Source organism: Halopseudomonas yangmingensis (assembly GCF_900114825.1).
Classification (GTDB): domain Bacteria; phylum Pseudomonadota; class Gammaproteobacteria; order Pseudomonadales; family Pseudomonadaceae; genus Halopseudomonas; species Halopseudomonas yangmingensis.
Window position 1 is genome coordinate 92,369 of the sequence record NZ_FOUI01000009.1, and the last position, 15,325, is coordinate 107,693.

Annotated in this window: 15 protein-coding genes; 11 read left to right on the top strand and 4 right to left on the bottom strand. The window is 60.8% G+C overall.

The window, feature by feature from the left end:
* Positions 1-134 precede the first annotated feature (134 nt).
* From BMZ23_RS09705 to BMZ23_RS09750, 10 genes are all read left to right on the top strand, one after another.
* A complete protein-coding gene (locus BMZ23_RS09705; RefSeq protein ID WP_093476151.1) occupies positions 135-2,171 on the top strand; it encodes an NADPH-dependent 2,4-dienoyl-CoA reductase in 2,037 nt (678 codons plus the stop codon).
* A 125-nt stretch (positions 2,172-2,296) separates the two neighbouring features.
* Entirely contained in the window at positions 2,297-2,770 is a 474-nt protein-coding gene (ispF, locus tag BMZ23_RS09710; protein ID WP_093476154.1) for a 2-C-methyl-D-erythritol 2,4-cyclodiphosphate synthase, read from the top strand.
* Positions 2,767-3,825 (top strand): tRNA pseudouridine(13) synthase TruD, encoded by a 1,059-nt coding sequence (gene truD / locus BMZ23_RS09715; RefSeq protein ID WP_093476156.1) that lies wholly within the window; start codon positions 2,767-2,769, stop codon positions 3,823-3,825. The genes ispF and truD overlap by 4 nt, the downstream gene beginning before the upstream one ends.
* Complete coding sequence (gene surE, locus BMZ23_RS09720; RefSeq protein ID WP_093476159.1) at positions 3,825-4,577, top strand: 5'/3'-nucleotidase SurE; 753 nt, start codon at positions 3,825-3,827, stop codon at positions 4,575-4,577. Before truD ends, surE begins: the two co-directional genes overlap by 1 nt.
* Before the next feature lie 35 nt (positions 4,578-4,612).
* Positions 4,613-5,248 (top strand): protein-L-isoaspartate(D-aspartate) O-methyltransferase, encoded by a 636-nt coding sequence (locus tag BMZ23_RS09725; protein ID WP_093476257.1) that lies wholly within the window; start codon positions 4,613-4,615, stop codon positions 5,246-5,248.
* The gene (locus BMZ23_RS09730; RefSeq protein ID WP_483866628.1) at positions 5,245-6,207 is read left to right on the top strand and encodes a DUF368 domain-containing protein; all 963 of its coding nucleotides are present in this window, start codon (positions 5,245-5,247) and stop codon (positions 6,205-6,207) included. The genes BMZ23_RS09725 and BMZ23_RS09730 overlap by 4 nt, the downstream gene beginning before the upstream one ends.
* A gap of 16 nt (positions 6,208-6,223) precedes the next feature.
* Positions 6,224-7,123, top strand: coding sequence for a peptidoglycan DD-metalloendopeptidase family protein (locus tag BMZ23_RS09735; RefSeq protein WP_093476162.1), 900 nt, complete (start codon positions 6,224-6,226; stop codon positions 7,121-7,123).
* A gap of 47 nt (positions 7,124-7,170) precedes the next feature.
* Complete coding sequence (gene rpoS, locus BMZ23_RS09740) at positions 7,171-8,187, top strand: RNA polymerase sigma factor RpoS (RefSeq protein ID WP_425431685.1); 1,017 nt, start codon at positions 7,171-7,173, stop codon at positions 8,185-8,187.
* A 9-nt stretch (positions 8,188-8,196) separates the two neighbouring features.
* Entirely contained in the window at positions 8,197-8,778 is a 582-nt protein-coding gene (locus BMZ23_RS09745) for a LemA family protein (protein WP_093476168.1), read from the top strand.
* On the top strand, positions 8,775-9,704 hold the full coding sequence (locus BMZ23_RS09750; protein WP_093476171.1) for a GIDE domain-containing protein: 930 nt from the start codon (positions 8,775-8,777) through the stop codon (positions 9,702-9,704). The genes BMZ23_RS09745 and BMZ23_RS09750 overlap by 4 nt, the downstream gene beginning before the upstream one ends.
* Here the strand turns inward: BMZ23_RS09750 and BMZ23_RS09755 are convergent.
* Both BMZ23_RS09755 and sodB read right to left on the bottom strand, forming a co-directional pair.
* Positions 9,678-11,756: a putative bifunctional diguanylate cyclase/phosphodiesterase gene (locus tag BMZ23_RS09755; RefSeq protein WP_093476174.1), complete on the bottom strand. Its 2,079-nt coding sequence runs from the start codon at positions 11,754-11,756 to the stop codon at positions 9,678-9,680. The genes BMZ23_RS09750 and BMZ23_RS09755 overlap by 27 nt on opposite strands.
* A gap of 123 nt (positions 11,757-11,879) precedes the next feature.
* A complete protein-coding gene (gene sodB, locus BMZ23_RS09760) occupies positions 11,880-12,461 on the bottom strand; it encodes a superoxide dismutase [Fe] (RefSeq protein WP_093476177.1) in 582 nt (193 codons plus the stop codon).
* A 314-nt stretch (positions 12,462-12,775) separates the two neighbouring features.
* On the opposite strand from sodB, the gene BMZ23_RS09765 reads away from it, so the two are divergent.
* Positions 12,776-13,684, top strand: a complete 909-nt coding sequence (locus tag BMZ23_RS09765; protein WP_143069584.1) for a hypothetical protein — start codon at positions 12,776-12,778, stop codon at positions 13,682-13,684.
* On the opposite strand, the gene BMZ23_RS09770 is transcribed toward BMZ23_RS09765, so the two are convergent.
* Positions 13,635-14,294 (bottom strand): lysophospholipid acyltransferase family protein, encoded by a 660-nt coding sequence (locus BMZ23_RS09770; protein ID WP_425431688.1) that lies wholly within the window; start codon positions 14,292-14,294, stop codon positions 13,635-13,637. The two genes, BMZ23_RS09765 and BMZ23_RS09770, sit on opposite strands and share 50 nt — an antisense overlap.
* A gap of 182 nt (positions 14,295-14,476) precedes the next feature.
* A complete protein-coding gene (locus BMZ23_RS09775; RefSeq protein WP_093476186.1) occupies positions 14,477-15,229 on the bottom strand; it encodes a GNAT family N-acetyltransferase in 753 nt (250 codons plus the stop codon).
* Between the last annotated feature and the right edge of the window lie 96 nt (positions 15,230-15,325).

Genomic DNA, 15,325 nt, shown 5'->3' on the forward strand with positions numbered 1-15,325 from the left:
ATAAATGTAATTCAAGGTTATTAAAATGTCACCTTGGGTGATTGAGCGGGCGATGGTAGAGGCCTATTGTCTTGCCATACAAACGCCGGACAGGTATCCGGCGGTCCTGATGAGCACCACAACCGGAGAATTCGATGAGCGAACACGCCCTTTATCCGAACCTGCTGGCCCCGCTGGATCTTGGCTTCACTACTTTGCGCAATCGTACCCTGATGGGCTCCATGCACACCGGTCTGGAGGAGCGCCCCAAGGGTTTTGAGCGTATGGCTGCCTACTTTGCCGAACGCGCCCGCGGCGGCGTTGGCCTGATCGTGACCGGTGGTATTGGCCCGAATGACGAAGGTTGTGTTGCCAAGGGCGCGGCCAAGTTGACTACGCCGGAGGAAGCCGAGCATCACAAGGTGGTTACCCGGGCGGTGCACGAGGCCGGTGGCAAGATCTGCATGCAGATCCTGCATGCCGGTCGCTATGCCTACAACCCGAATCTGGTGTCGGCCAGTGCGGTGAAGGCGCCGATCAATCCGTTCACCCCGAAGGAGCTGGACGAGGAAGGTATCCAGAAGCAGATCAATGACTTCGTCAACTGCTCGGTACTGGCCCAGAGTGCTGGTTACGACGGTGTCGAGATCATGGGCTCCGAGGGCTATTTCATCAACCAGTTCCTGGTCAGCCACGTCAACAAGCGTACCGACCGCTGGGGCGGCAGCTACGAAAATCGCATGCGCCTGCCGGTGGAGATCGTCAGCCGGGTGCGTGAGGCGGTGGGCCCGAACTTCATCATCATCTATCGCCTGTCGATGCTCGACCTGATCGAGGATGGCAGCAGCTGGGACGAGATCGTCACTCTGGCCAAGGCCATCGAGGCGGCCGGAGCGACCATCATCAATACCGGTATCGGCTGGCACGAGGCACGGATTCCAACTATAGCCACCATGGTGCCGCGCGGTGCCTTCACCAAGGTCACCGCGCGCCTGAAGGGCGAGGTGAAGATTCCGCTGGTCACCACCAACCGCATCAACACCCCGGAAGTGGCCGAGCAGGTGCTGGCCGAGGGCGATGCCGACATGGTGTCGATGGCGCGGCCGTTCCTCGCCGATCCGGAGTTCGTCACCAAGGCCGCCGCCGGCCAGGCGCAGCTGATCAATACCTGCATCGGCTGCAACCAGGCCTGCCTTGACCATACCTTTGGCGGCAAGCTGACCAGCTGCCTGGTCAACCCGCGTGCCTGCCACGAGACCGAGCTGAACTACATCGCTACCGACCGCCAGAAGAAGATCGCTGTGGTCGGTGCCGGCCCGGCCGGCCTGTCGGCTGCCACCGTGGCGGCCCAGCGCGGCCATGCGGTGACGCTGTTTGATGCGGCCAGCGAGATCGGTGGTCAGTTCAATGTGGCCAAGCGCATTCCGGGCAAGGAAGAGTTCTACGAAACCCTGCGCTATTTCGGCAACCTGATCGAGCAGACCGGTGTGCGCCTGAAGCTGAATACCCGGGTGGCCGCTGCTGACTTGCAGGAGTTTGACGAGGTGATTCTGGCCACCGGCATCGTGCCGCGCACGCCGGACATTCCGGGTATCGAGCATCCGAAGGTAATCAGTTATCTGGATGCGATTCTTGAGCGCCAGCCGGTAGGTGAGAAGGTCGCGGTGATCGGTGCCGGTGGTATTGGCTTTGATGTCAGCGAATTCATTACCCATCAGGGCGACAAGGCCAGTCTGGACCCCGAGCTGTTCTGGCGTCAGTGGGGTATCGACACCCAACTGCAGGCACGTGGTGGCATTGCTGGCGTCAAGCCGGAACTGCATGCCCCGGCACGCCAGGTCTGGCTGTTGCAGCGCAAGACCAGCAAGGTCGGTGACGGCCTGGGCAAGACCACCGGCTGGATTCACCGTGCCGAGCTGAAGAACAAGCGGGTAGAAATGCTCAACAGCGTGCAGTACCTGAAGGTCGACGATCAGGGGCTGCACATCCGCATCGGTGACAGTGGTGAGCCGCAGGTGTTGCCAGCTGACACCATTATCGTCTGCGCCGGTCAGGACCCGCTGCGCGAGCTGCAGGCCGGGGTCGAGGCGCTGGGCAAGCCGGTGCACCTGATTGGCGGTGCTGATGTGGCCTCCGAGCTGGACGCCAAGCGCGCCATCGATCAGGGCTCGCGGCTGGCAGCAGCACTCTGATGCCTCTGCGTTGAACAAGGCGGCCCTGCGGGGCCGCTTTTGCGTTGTGCGCATGCCATCTGCCGGTTCCGTGGCGGGTGCCTATCGCGGTAAGATCGCCGCGTCGCATTTATCAGGAGTGGCGCATGCGTATTGGGCATGGTTATGACGTTCATCGATTCGGTGCCGGGCAGTTTATTACCCTTGGCGGGGTGCGCATTCCCCATCATCAGGGCCTGCTGGCGCATTCGGATGGTGACGTGCTGCTGCATGCGTTGACCGATGCCCTGCTCGGGGCGGCTGCGCTGGGCGATATCGGTCGGCATTTTCCGGACACCGATCCACAGTTCAAGGGGGCTGACAGCCGGGTGCTGCTGCGCCATGCGCTCGGCCTGGTCGCTGCAAAGGGCTGGCGGGTCGGCAATGTCGACGCCACCATTGTGGCCCAGGCACCGAAGATGGCGCCGCATATCGAGCAGATACGCGCGCAAATCGCCGCCGATCTGCAGGTTGACCTCGATCAGGTCAACGTCAAGGCAACCACCACCGAGAAACTGGGTTTTACCGGGCGCGAGGAGGGCATTGCAGTTCATGCCGTAGCCTTGCTGGTGGCGGCATGACCGAGGACCAGTTGCTCGGGCCGCATGCCTGGGGTGAGCCCTGCGGGTCGGCGGTGTTCAAGGCCGCCACCGAGGACTTTCAGGTGCGCGAGCAGTTGCATATTCCCTTCAGCGGCAACGGCGAGCACCTCTGGCTGCTGATCGAGAAGCGCGCGCTGGGCACCGAGGATGTGGCGCGCATGCTGGCGCGGGCTGCCGGTGTGGCGCTCTCCGAGGTCAGCTATGCCGGCCTTAAGGATCGCCAGGCGGTGACCAGCCAATGGTTCAGCGTGCGCCTGCCGGGGCGGACCGATCCTGATCTGTCGGCACTCTGGAGCGACAACTTGCGCTGCCTGCAGCAAACCCGGCACAGCCGCAAGCTGCAACGCGGGGCGCACAATGCCAACCGTTTTCTGATCCGCCTGCACGAGCTGCAGGCCGACCGTGATGCCCTGCAGCAGCGCCTGGAAACCCTGGCCGCCGAGGGCGTGCCGAATTACTTCGGGCCCCAGCGTTTCGGTATCCACGGCAACAATGTCGATCAGGCCCGCCAGTGGGCCACCCGTGGCGGTCTGCCGCCAGCACGTGGCACCCGTTCACGGCTGCTGTCAGCGGCGCGAAGCCTGCTGTTCAACCAGTATCTGGCGCAGCGGGTTGCTGCGGGCAGCTGGAATCGGGTGCTGGATGGCGACCGCTTGGCCTTCAGCGACAGTCGTAGTCACTTTGCCGCCGCCGATCTGGCAGCGGATGATCCACGCCTGGCGGCGCTGGACCTGCATCCCACCGGCCCCCTGTGGGGGCAGGGCGCGCCGGCAAGCTCGGGCGAGCAGCTGCAGCAGGAATTGCAGTTGGCCGAGCGCGAATCGCAGCTCTGTGACTGGCTGGAAGCTGCCGGACTGGAGCAGCAGCGACGCATTCTGCGACTCCCCATTGCTGAGCTGGCGTGGCATTATCCGTCGACAAGCTGTCTGCAACTTGAATTCACCCTGCCCAGTGGCTGTTTTGCCACCGCCGTAGTGCGCGAGCTGGTCAGCCTGACCACCGGCGCCGAGGCCGGGCTGCAAACGGACTTCTGATGCGTATTCTGATCGCCAACGATGATGGGGTGCTGGCCCCGGGACTGCGAGCCCTGCATGACGCTCTGCAGGACCTTGCCGACTGCGTGGTAGTGGCCCCGGCCGAGGACCGCAGTGGTGCCAGTAGCGCCCTCAGCCTGGACAAGCCGCTGCGTCCCTTTACCCTGGACAACGGCTTTATCGGCCTGAATGGCACGCCCACCGACTGCGTGCATTTGGGCATCAATGCATTGTTCCCGGACAGTGTCGATATGGTGGTGTCGGGGATCAACCTGGGCGCCAATCTGGGCGATGACGTGCTGTATTCGGGCACTGTGGCGGCGGCGCTGGAAGGGCGTACCCTGTCGCGCCCGGCACTGGCCTTCTCGCTGGTCGGCCGCCAGCCGGACAACCTGCCGGCGGCGGCAGCGATTGCCCGGCGTCTGGTGCAGGCGGTCGATGTGCTGGATCTGCCGCCGCGCACCGTGCTCAACGTAAATATCCCCAACCTGCCGCTGGAGCTGATCAAGGGCATCCAGCTGACCCGTCTCGGGCACCGTGCGCGGGCTGCCCGGCCGGTTAAATGGGTCGATCCGCGCGGCAAGGAGGGTTGGTGGATATCGGTGGCCGGCGATGCCGAGGATGGTGGTGACGGCACCGACTTCCATGCGGTGATGCAGGGGTATGTATCGGTCACCCCGCTGCGGGTCGACAAGACCCACTACGAAGTCTTCGACCGGCTGGGTGACTGGCTGGGTGGCCTGGAGCTGTGAGCGTGCGCGACGACCTGTGGAAAAGCGGTATCGGCATGACCTCCCAGCGTACCCGGGAACGCCTGATGGAGCGGCTGTTCGAGGAGGGTATCCGTAACCTGCAGGTGCTTGAGGCGATCCGTCGCACGCCGCGACATCTGTTCCTTGACGAGGCGTTGGCGCACCGCGCCTATGAAGACACGGCGCTTCCGATTGGCCACAACCAGACGCTGTCGCAGCCCTACATAGTGGCACGCATGACCGAACTGCTGTTGGCTGGCGGCCCGCTCGACAAGGTGTTGGAAGTGGGAACCGGATCCGGCTACCAGACCGCCATTCTGGCCCAGGTGGTTGAGCGGGTGTTCACTGTCGAGCGCATTCTGCCGCTGCAGGAGCGGGCCAAGTCGGTGCTGCGCGAGATTGGTATTCGTAATGTGGTGTTCCGGCACGCTGATGGTAACTGGGGTTGGCCGCAGTACGGGCCCTATGATGCGATCATGGTCACGGCGGCACCTGCCGAGGTGCCGGCAGAGTTGCTTAACCAGCTGGCCGACGGTGGTCGCTTGGTGATTCCGGTGGGTGAGCGTGAGCAATACCTTACCCTGGTAGTGCGCGAAGGCGACAATTTCATTCATCAGCGGATCGAGCCGGTGCGCTTCGTTCCTCTGTTGGCAGGAGCTATACATTCGTGAATATCGCCGGCAAACGCCGACTGGAATTTCTGCTGATCTTTCTCAAGGGTATGGCCATGGGCGCGGCGGATCTGGTGCCTGGCGTTTCTGGCGGCACCATCGCCTTTATTTCCGGTATCTATGATCGACTGCTGGCGGCGATTTCCGCTTGCACGCCGGACAAGTTGCTGTGGCTGCTGCGCGGCCGCTGGCGGGAACTTTGGCAGGCCATTGACGGGAGTTTTCTGTTCACCCTGCTGGCCGGTATCCTTACCAGCATTGCCAGCCTGGCGCGGCTGATCAGTTATCTGCTGGACAGCCATCCGCAGCTGATCTGGTCATTTTTTTTCGGCCTTATCCTGATTTCAGTCCTGCTGGTAGGTCGTCAGATCGGCCGCTGGCGCGTCTGGACACTGGCAGCGCTGCTGGCTGGCGGCGGCTTTGCCTGGCTGATCACGGTTGCCGTGCCACTGCAATTGCCGGCTACTGCACCGATGTTTTTTTTCGGGGCCGCGATTGCCATCTGCGCGATGATATTGCCCGGCATTTCCGGCAGTTTCATTCTGCTGCTGCTGGGGCTGTATGCGGCGGTGCTGGAGGCAGTGAAATCCTTTGACATCATTTTGCTGGGTTGTTTTGTTGCGGGCTGCCTGCTGGGTCTGTTGAGCTTTTCACGTCTACTCAACTGGCTGCTTGGCAAGGCACGCAATATCACACTGGCATTTCTGACCGGTCTGCTGATAGGTTCGCTGAACAAGGTCTGGCCCTGGAAGCAGACCCTTGAGTGGCGGATCAACAGTGCTGGCGAGCAGGTTCCCCTGGTTGAACGCAACCTGTTGCCGGAACAGTTCGAGCAACTCACAGGTCTTGCGTCCCAGTGGCAGGCGGGTGTGGGATTGATGGTGTCTGCCGTATTGGTGGTATACCTGCTTGACTGTCTCGGACGCCGGGCAAGACACCCTGCAGATGGTAACGCCTGAATCGATGGAAAAAATCATGGACAGAACTCCACCTTTGCTGGCCCTGTTGTTGAACCGCATCATGCGGCTGTGTGCCTTGTTGGCGCTGGGGCTGGGGCTGGCGGCCTGCGCGGCCCCCCAGGGTGGGGTTCCGGTGGATGACCGCGGCCGCGGTGGTTCGGCTGCCGCACGCGCCGCTGACGCCGGTCCCGGTGGCAGTTATGTGGTGCAGCGTGGCGACACCCTGTACCAGATTGCCTTCCGTTACGGCATGGATTGGCGTGCCCTGGCCACACATAACCGTATAGCGGCCCCCTACACCATCTATCCCGGGCAGCGGTTGCAGTTGGGCACTGGTCCTGTCGCAGCCGTTGCCAGTCGACCAGCACCCACAGCCGCGAACCGTTCGGTGGTCCGTACGCCGGCGACAACGCCTGCTGCCACTCCCCAGACGCCGACTCCCCAGCCGTCAGCGCCCGCTGTGGCGGAGACGACACCGGTAGTTGCTGTAGCCGCTCCTGCGCCTGCTACAACCCCGGCTCCGGCGCCGGCTGCTTCTGCTGGCAGTAAAGGCTGGGTCTGGCCGGCAGAAGGCCCCCTGATTGCCCGTTTCAACTCAAACGGCAGTTTGAATAAAGGCATTGATATTGCCGGCAACTTGGGACAGCCTGTGAAAGCTGCGGCGGACGGTAGTGTTGTCTATGCCGGTCAGGGTCTGCTCGGTTATGGCGAGATGCTGATCATCAAACATGACGATGTCTACCTCAGCGCCTATGCCCACAACAGCAGGTTGCGGGTGAAGGAGGGAGATACTGTGCGTGCCGGACAGGTCGTTGCGGAGATGGGCAGTACCGGAACCGACAGGGTCAAACTGCATTTCGAGATTCGCCGTCGGGGGCAACCGGTGGACCCGATGGGCTATCTGCCCCGCAGATGATCTTGTGTGAGTGACCCAGCCCGGCGCCGATCATGGTACGTAGAGTCATGAGAGCACCAAGGGGCACAAGCATGGCAAACAACAACAATAACCATAATGCAATATCAATGACGGATGATCTGGACCTGCTGGACAAGCGGCAGAGCTCGAGGGGGAGCGACATGGATGAGCGTCAGACTGAAACCCGCAGTAGTAACCGTCGCCGTCGTCCCGGCGCCTTCGAGTTTACCAGCCAGCTCGATGCCACCCAGATGTACCTCAACGAAATAGGTTTTTCCCCGCTGCTGACCCCGGAAGAAGAAGTGCACTTTGCGCGCATGGCCCAGCGTGGTGAAGAGGCTGGGCGCAAGCGCATGATCGAAAGCAATCTGCGTCTGGTGGTAAAGATAGCCCGCCGCTATGTCAATCGTGGGCTGACCCTGCTGGATCTGATCGAGGAGGGCAACCTGGGGCTGATCCGGGCTGTGGAGAAGTTTGACCCGGAGCGTGGTTTCCGTTTTTCCACCTACGCTACCTGGTGGATCCGCCAGACCATCGAACGGGCGATCATGAACCAGACCCGGACCATCCGGTTACCGATTCATGTGGTCAAGGAGCTTAATGTCTATCTGCGCGCTGCGCGAGAACTGACTCAGAAGCTGGATCACGAGCCAAGCCCTGAAGAAATTGCCAACCTGCTTGACCGTCCGGTGAGTGACGTCAAACGCATGCTCGGTCTGAACGAGCGGGTTGCCTCGGTAGATGTCTCCATCGGGCCTGATTCGGACAAGACCCTGCTGGACACCTTGACCGGCGAAAGCTCCGGCGATCCTGCAGATCTGTTGCAGGACGAGGACTTGAATGACAGTATCGATCGCTGGTTGCTGGAGTTGACAGAAAAGCAGCGCGAAGTGGTCAGTCGGCGCTTTGGATTGCGCGGGCATGAAAGCAGCACTCTGGAAGAGGTTGGGCGCGAAATTGGTCTGACCCGTGAACGGGTAAGACAGATTCAGGTAGAGGCCTTGCGTCGCCTGCGTGAAATTCTTGAACAGCATGGTCTGGATGGCAACTCGCTGTTCAGTTAAGGGGCATCAATGGAACAATTCAGTGTTACGCCGATCATCATCACCTGTGTGTTGCTGGTGCTCGGCATCTATGCGGTACTGCTGTACAACCAGTTGGTCAACGTCAAGCATGCGGTCAGCATGGCATGGTCAAACATTGATGTGTTGTTGCGCCAGCGTCATGAAGAGTTGCCCAAGCTGGTCGAAACTTGCCGTGCCTATATGCAGCACGAGCAGCAGACGCTTGAGCGGGTTGTGGCGGCGCGCGGCGCGGTGGCCAAGGCCCGGGAAAACTCCGATGTCAAAGGGCTGGGGCAGGCCGAGAGTCTGATGCGGGTGGGTCTTGGTCAGCTATTTGCGCTGGCGGAAAACTATCCTGATCTGAAGGCCAACGAGTCGTTTCGTCACTTGCAGGACCGTATTTCCGGGCTGGAGAATGGCATTGCTGACCGGCGTGAGCTCTACAATGCCGCGGTAAATATCAACAACGTGCGGATCGAGCAGTTTCCTGAAGTCTTGCTGGCACGGTCTCTGGGTTTTCTGCCGGCGGATCTGTTGCAGTTTTCCGAGGCAGACAAGGCTGATGTGGATATGCGGTCACTGTTTGGATGATCGATGTATACGGGCTGTTCTGGCTCGACAGCACGCATTTGGTTCTGATTGCCGGTAGCACCGGTATTGTTGCGCTTTATTTTCTCTGGCGTGTGTTTGCACGCTTGCGTCTGGCCTGGATAGTCGAAAACACACCCACCTCGCTGGTGCGTTCTGCAGCACAGGGGCAGGTTGAGCTGGTTGGCCAGGCCTTCCCTTTCGAAGGCCGGCCGTTAAGGGCACCCCTGACAGGCAACCCCTGCCTGTGGTATCGCTACCGTATCGAAAAGTATCAACGGCGTGGCAAGAACAGCCAATGGAAGGAAATCGAGAAAGGCGTCTCCGAGCAGGCCTTCGAGCTGCGTGATGCTACCGGCAGTTGTCTGATCGATCCCCGTGGTGCCGATGTGCACCCACGTCTACGCAAACGCTGGGAAGGCAACAGGCGTCATCCGCTGTCCGGGGATTCCCCGGGATTATTGTCCCGCCTGGTATTTGGCGAGCGTTATCGCTACACCGAAGAGTTATTTGTTGCGGAGGATATCTGCTACGCCCTTGGCTGGTTTGAAACCCGTGGCGGTGGCCGTCATTTGCCTGCGCTGGAGCAGATGACGGCTGATGTGGTGCGGGAGTGGAAGGCTGACTATCCGGCCTTGCTGGCACGTTTTGACAGCAGCGGTACCGGCCAGCTTGATGAATCTGTCTGGTCGCGCGTGCGGGAAGCGGCCGCCGAAGAAGCCGCGCAGCGACGCCGTGTGCTAGCCGGTGAGGCGGACCAGCACTGGTTGCAGCGCCCATCCCGGCGAGGTCTGCCATTTCTGTTGTCGGACCATCATGAGGATGATCTGAGTCGGCAGCTGCGTCGGCAGTCAGGGTTGGCGACGGCGGGGCTGTTAGTCTGCTCGCTGGTCAGCGGTGGGTTATGGCTGGCGCTGCTGAACGCTTGAGGTGACTGCCGCCGGCTGACGGCCCTCGAAGTCTGTCTTCCAGTTCAGCAGGGCATTGGCGGCAAGCGGTCTGCTGTAGAAGTAGCCCTGTCCCTCGCTGCATCCCTGGCCCAGTACATAGGCTTCCTGTTCGGCGGTTTCCACGCCTTCGGCAATTACCTGCATGTTCAGGGAGCGCCCCAACTGGATGATGGCGCGCACGATGGTCGCATCGTCAGCGTCATCCAGCACATCCTGGACAAAACTCTTGTCAATCTTGATCTTGTTCAGCGGCAAACCACGCAGGTAGCTGAGCGAGGAATAGCCAGTCCCGAAGTCATCAATGGCGATCTGCACGCCGGCTTTTTTCAGGCTATTGAGGTGGCTGGCAGCGGTACCTATGTCTTCCATCAGGCCTGTCTCGGTGATTTCCAGTTCCAGGCACTCCGGACGAAGCTGGTGGCGCTGCAAGGCATTACTGACGGTTTTTGTCAGATCGGCGCTGTGCAGCTGAACGGTGGAGAGGTTGACAGCCATACGCAATCCGGGGAGGCCGTGGGCGTGCCAGTGCGCCAGTTGGCTGCAGGCCTGGTCAAGAACCCATTCACCTATTTGGACGATGCTGCCGTTCTGCTCTGCCAGGGGGATGAAAATGTCCGGTGGAACCAGTCCGCGTTCAGGATGCTGCCAGCGAATCAGCGCCTCCACGCCAACCAGCTTGCGCGACTGCAGGCATATCTGTGGCTGGAACAGCAGATGGAATTCATTGCGCGCCAGCGCGCCGCGCAACTCCTTGTCCAGTTCGCGGCGGACCCGCATCTCGCTGTCCAGGCTGGCAATGTAGAACTGGTAGCGGTTACGCGAGCGGGCCTTGGCCAGCATCATCGTCTGTTCGGCTTTTTGCAGCAGCTTCTCGGCATTCTGCCCGTCATCCGGAAACAGGGTGATGCCTATGGTGGCGCGCAAGGTAACCTGATGCTCTCCAAGGTCGAACGGGCGAGCCAGATCGTCAAGCAGTGTCTGGGCCAGTTCAGCAGCCTCATAGGGTTCGTCAACGCTGGTCTGGACTACCGCAAACTGGTCGCCGCCAAGGCGAGCCAGGCTGCCGAGCCGCCCACTGTTGGCCCGCAAGCGTTCGGCGACAGCCACCAGCAGGCTGTCGCCCAGTTGGTAGCTGAACTGTTCGTTGATTTCCTTGAAGTCGTCGAGGCCCAGGCAAAGCAGAGCTACGCCACGCTGGCGGCGGCCAGCATCAACCAGTATCTGCGCCAGTTGTTCCTGAAGCAGTGCGCGGTTCGGCAGTCCGGTCAAGTGGTCATGCCGGGACAGATGCAGCAGGCTTGCTTCGGCCTCACGGCGCCTGTGACTGTTGCGCTCAATTGAGTCAAGCATCTGGTTGGCCTTGGTGATCCATAAACCCAGTTCGTTGCGCTCTTGTCCCGGCAGCATGGGAATGCTCATTTTACCGGGCTGGTCTGGGTTGATGTCGGCAAGATGCTCGATAATGCTTGTCAGGGGGCGTGTCAGGTACAGGTGATAGAGCAGGTAGAGCACTAGCGCCATGGCAGTGGCTCTGAGCATGCCGGATACCAGAATGATCAGGGAGCGCTGCAGGAAGTCTGCCCCGTAAATCGCGGTATCCAGAGTAATGCGAAGGTCGCCGTAATATTCCTCGAAGGGCGCTCGACCATAGAGAGGAATGCTGTAGCTTTGTTCGCTGCCCAGCAGCGGATCGGTCAGGCTGCGCAGCTTGTCGCGCTGTAGGGGTCTTTCACGGCTGGCCAGGGCGGTCCGGTCGGGGTGGGTAATGCTCGCCTGGCGCAATGCCTTGTGTTCAAACAAACCCTCTATGACTTGCAGGCCCATTTCCCGGTCCAGGCTGTAGACCGATTGGGTTGCCGGGTCGCGCGACATGGCAAGGATCTGGGCTGCGGCAGTGTCGAGCTGGCTGCGTTCCTTGTTCAGGTCGTAGATGATCTGCCCGATACTCAACAAAATGCCGACCAGCAGTGCCCAGAAGAGCACCAGGCGCAATAACTTGATCGACAGGCTGTGACGGCGGGCGATGATCAAGGGTGGCCAGTCCCGTTATTGTTGATATGACGTCATCATGCCGGCATAGCCACTTGCCCGCAAGGGTTGTCGCCGAAGGGCACTGCGTATCCATCATTATTGATGGATACGCAGAGAGGAGTGTCAGCCGGCGTAGTTGGCGGCGACGAAGTCCCAGTTGACCAGGTTCCAGAAGGCTTCTACATACTTCGGGCGCATGTTGCGGTAGTCGATGTAGTAGGCATGCTCCCAGACGTCACAGGTCAGCAGCGGCTTGTTGTCGCCAGTCAGCGGGCAGCCGGCACCGGTGGTGCTTTCCAGTGCCAGCGAGCCGTCCGGCTTTTTGACCAGCCAGCCCCAGCCGGAGCCGAAGGTGCCGATGGCAGTTTTGCTGAACTCTTCCTTGAACTTGTCGAAGGAGCCGAAGGCTGCGTTGATTGCATCGGCCAGGGCGCCAGTCGGTTGACCGCCACCGTTCGGGCTCAGGCAGTGCCAGTAGAAGGTGTGGTTCCAGACCTGTGCCGCGTTGTTGAATACGCCGCCGCTGGAGGTCTTGACGATCTCCTCGAGGCTCTTGCCTTCGAACTCGGTTCCGGGGACCAGATTGTTCAGGTTGACCACGTAGGTGTTGTGGTGCTTGCTGTAATGGTATTCAAGCGTCTCGGCTGAAATGTGCGGCTCAAGAGCGTTCTTCTCGTAGGGCAGTGCAGGCAGTTCGAAAGCCATGGTGTTTCTCCATCTCTCAGGTGTTTTTACGTTCCTGCGCGTCCGTTCGGACTGGCGGCAGGTGTGTTGCCGGGCGCCACGACCTTCGATGCTGCAGGGCTGGCGGCTGTCCCGTGCGCGTGCTCTGTGTCACGTTAATTGATGCGGCTGGGCGGCTCTGGGCCTTGTTCTGTAGCCGCGCCGGCCAATGATAGCACTGAGGCAACAGGCCGGGCCATGCTGGCAAGGTATGCCGATTCCCCGCAGAATGTAACAACTGGTGCTTATGCTCTGCCGTGTTTATGTTCTTTTGATGAATTATCCGGATGTTTCCCATGACTGAACGTAATGCCGAACCTGAAGTTGATCTTCCCAGCATGCATGTTTCCCCAGAAGAGCGTGCTGGTGTCAACGCGTCACGCGCCGAGGACTCTGTTACGCCCCAGATTGAGGGCCTGCGCAGCCCGTACCGCCCCCCGCCATCGGCAGGTACGGGGTTGCTGTGGGCAGTCTGTGCCGCACTCGGGTTGGGTGTTGTCGGTCTGGGGTGGTGGTCGCATCAGCAGCAGATGGGGCTGCAGCAACAGTTGGTGGCAACACAGAACAGTTTTGCCCGTGTCAGTGAGGAGGCGTCGGGGCGGATCGAGGATATCACCGGCAAGGTGACGGCAACCGAAACCACGCTGACGGAAGTTGAACGTGAGCGTGAGCGACGCCTGCAAAAAATTGAACAGGGCTTGCAACAGTTTGTCGAACGCCTTGCCGCGCTGGAAAGCACTTCGGCACGTCTGGATCAGGACGCTGGTGAACGTTCAGCGGCAATTGTACGGTTGCAACAGCAACTTCAGGAGACTGCAACAGAGCATCAGTCTCTGACCCGGGAAGTGGCCGGGTTACAGGCGTCTAGTGAACAGAAACTTGAGGCTTTCGGCGAGACGCTGCAGCAGCTGCAAGGCGCCCAGCATGCATTGCGTGAGGATATGCAGCAACTGGCTGCCGTGCAGCAGGCGTTGCAAGGGCTGCGTCAGCAAGTGCAGCGACAGCAACAACAGATCGAGCGGCGTGAGAGTGAAGCATCTGCCGGCGCTGCCGCCGAGTTGGTGCTGTTAAGGGCAGAGCTGGACCAGCGACTGCAGGCGGCGGAGGAGGCTCAGCGCGCCGTTGATGCCTTCAGGGTTCAGACCAACCGGACGCTCAGTGCCATGCAAGATCAGTTGCGCACACTTCAGGCGCGTTTGCCGTAATCCGGCTCACCTCTGTTGACTGTGGCTCTCTTCGCCGTTTCACGGCCGGGACACCCAGGATGTCCGCGATCTGCTGCTGGGTGGTGTGTGCCAGTCGCTTGCGACTGGTTTGCGCGTGCATCTCAAGCGCCGGTAACAGGTGCAGGTGCGCCTCTATTGTGGGACTGCCGAGTAGTTGCCAGAGGTGGCTGGTGAACTCGTCGTCGCCGACAAACGGGATCAGTTGGTCAGCCTGCCCGGCACGCCGGTAACTCAGGGCAATCGGCTGTATGCGCAGTGCCGGTTGTTCGGTGTCGAGCAGTCGGCTGTGGAAGGGCAGTACCCGCGACCCGTCGGTGGTGGTTCCTTCGGCGAAGATCACCATCGACTGCCTCTGCTGCAGTTGCTGGCTGAGTTGTACGCGCAGTTCGGCTGCTGCACCGGCGCCGCGTTTGAGGAAGAGAGTGCCAGCGCTGGCGGCCAGCCAGCCGAGCAGGGGCCAGCGACGGACTTCCTGTTTGGACAGAAATTGGACTCTGGCGCTGGCACCCAGCACCAGTATGTCTACCCAGGATATATGATTGCTTAACCAGAGCGCCGGTTTGTCTGGCAGATCTCCGTGGCGGTAAATGCGTACAGGTAGCAATGCCAGCATGCCGCGCATCCACAACAGACAGAAATTGCGCCGCATGGTTGTGGCTGAGTCCATGTTCAGCCGCTTTGCAAGTGCACAGGCTGCGGCCAGCAGGCTGCCGAGCAGCAGCCAGAGCAATACGCCGGGCAGCCGTATGCTTCGTCTGAGGGCGGCGCGCATCAAGCAGCACCGAAATGGCGGGCGTAACGTGGGCAGAGTTGTTCGCGTCTTAGCAGGATAAATACGTCCGCCACATTGAACAGCGGGTCCCAGCTTGGCTCGCCGCAGATTCTTGCGCCAAGACGCATGTAGGCCTTGAGCAAGGGTGGTAGTTGGGCGGTGACGTTTTCCGGAATTTCCATCCTCGGGACGGGCTGGCGTGGTAACGCTTCGATCAGGCTGCGATCCAGATAACGCTCTCGCAGGCGTTGCATGATCACCTGCGTCTGGATGCCACCATCCTCCATGGCAATACTGGCGCAGCCCATCAGATAGGCATAGTGCTGCTCTTTCATCAGCTGTGCCAAGGCTGCCCAGAGCACGCCGATAGTGCCGCCGTTGCGGTAATCGGGATGCACGCAGGTGCGACCAATTTCCAGCATGTCTGCGCTGATTCTGGCCAATCCGGGCAGGTCGAACTCGCTCTGGCTGTAGAACCCTCCTGCGCGCCTGGCACCCTCCGCATTCAGAAGACGGGTAGTGGCAACAACCTGGCCGGTAGTGCGGTCCATGACCACCAGGTGCTGGCAGAAAGGATCGTAGCGGTCGTGGTCAATGCCCGGCTCCGTGCATTGCAATTGTGCGCCGCACTCCTCGGCAAACACCTTGAAGCGCAAACGTTGCGCGGCGCGCAGGGTGGCGGCATCGGTGGCCAGCACCGAGTGCAGTGAATGGCCCGGGTTGAGTTCGGCAACAGCGAGAGCATCGCGCATGGTGGGCAGCCTCCACGTGGCTTTCCTTGGTGTTGCGCTCGATGCTAGGCAGGCTGCGTGTCAGGCAGGTTAAGTCTGCATGACGTGACGGTGACA